A 1,653-nucleotide genomic window follows, 5' to 3' on the forward strand; every position below is an offset into this window, starting at 1 on the left:
GGAGAGTTTGTCCAAAGCGCCTTCGGCGTCCTTGCTCAGATCGCTGGAACCCGCTACGAACGACACACTGCCCAGGTCTTCCGAGCCACCACCGTTGACCAGCCCGCCAATGAAATTGAACGGTGCTGCCGCGGCTTTGACGACCAGGTTGCGCAGGGTCTGCCAGATAATCGGCATGACGCTGAACTGAGGGTTGTTCAGGTCGCCGCTGACCGGCAGTTCGATGGAGATCTTGCCATCGACGTCCTTGAGCAGGGCAATCGCCAGTTTCAGCGGCAGGCTCACGGCATCCGGGCTGTCGACTTTTTCACCCAGTTGCAGTTGTTCGACTACCACTTTGTTTTCAGCTTTGAGCTGACCGTTAGTGATCTGGTAGTGCAGGTCGAGATTGAGCCGGCCCTTGCGGATACGGTAGCCGGCGAATTTGCCGGAGTAGGGCGTCAGCGTGGTCAGTTCCACACGTTTGAAGCTGGTGGCGATGTCGAGGCTGGCCATCGGGTTGAACGGATTGACGGCGCCCTTGATGGTCACCGGCGCGTAGCGATCGACCTTGCCCTTGATGTCGACACCGGCCGGTTTCGGCTGGCGACTGTCGATGGTGCCGATCTGCCCGTTGAGTTGCTGGATGGCGGTGGCGAAGTTCGGGGTCAGGCTGAAGTCGGCGAAATTGGCCGAACCGTCATTGATGAATATGCCGCCGATGTGGATGCCCAACGGCTTTTCATTGCTGGCCGGTTTGCTCGCTGCCGGTTTTGCCCCAGTGTCTGCTGGCTGCGCAATCAGCAGGTCATCGATGTTGGTGGTGCGATCATCGTTGATCATGAAACGCGCATAGGGCTGGAACAGGTTGATCTTGTCGATCGACAGGCTGTCCCCATGCTGATAGTTCAGGCCTTCGACCACGACCTGTTGCCACTTGAGGAAGTCGCGGGTTTTCAGGGTGTCCAGGGTATGCAACTGATCGACCTGGGCGCGGCCGGTGACGTTGAAGGCCAGGGGGGCGGTGCTTTTCAGGTCGACCGCCAGATCGCTGCCGAGCATGCCGCTGCGCAGTTCCAGGCGAATGAACGGCGTGATGTAGGACTGGGCAACCCGCAGGTCGATGTCCCTGGTCTGGACCTTCAGTCTGGCGCTGACCGGGGCCAGGTTGACCTCACCGTCGGCCATGATCCTGCCTTGCTTGCCCACACCGGTATCGAGCTTGAGGGTAAAGGGTGAGCCGTTGAGGCTGTCGAAGTTTTGCAGGTCGAGGTTCAGCGGGCTCAGATCCAGGGCGACGGCGGGTTGTGCCTTGCGGTCGGCCAGATGCACCTGGTAATCGCGCAACTGCACATCCTTGAGCAGCACCTGCCAGGGCTTGCCTGGCGCGGCTGGTTCAGGTTTCGGTGAGTCTGCCGCCGCCGGAGTGCTGGCCGGTTCGGCATCCGCCTTGGCTTTGGCGGTGGGTTTTGACGGTTGGCTGGCGAACAGTTTCTGCCAATCGAGTTGGCCGTCTGATTCCAGCGCGGCCCAGGTTTCCAGTTTGTGGCTGCGGATCTTGCCGACCACCACTTGCTGCTTGGCCAGGTCCACGGTGGTTTCGCTGACGTCCAGGCGCTCAAGCTTCACCAGCGGCCGGCCGTCCGGGGCCTTGATCGCGAAGGGGGCAATGGT

At 60.9% G+C, this 1,653-nt stretch carries 1 protein-coding gene; it reads right to left on the reverse strand.

Annotation, left to right across the window (positions count from 1 at the left end; genetic code table 11):
* Positions 1–1,653, reverse strand: a 1,653-nt coding sequence (locus ACXRVY_RS27825) for a DUF748 domain-containing protein (RefSeq protein ID WP_458238814.1), incomplete at both ends; no start/stop codon positions are given.

It is taken from the genome of Pseudomonas sp. P5_A2_2 (assembly GCF_054177685.1).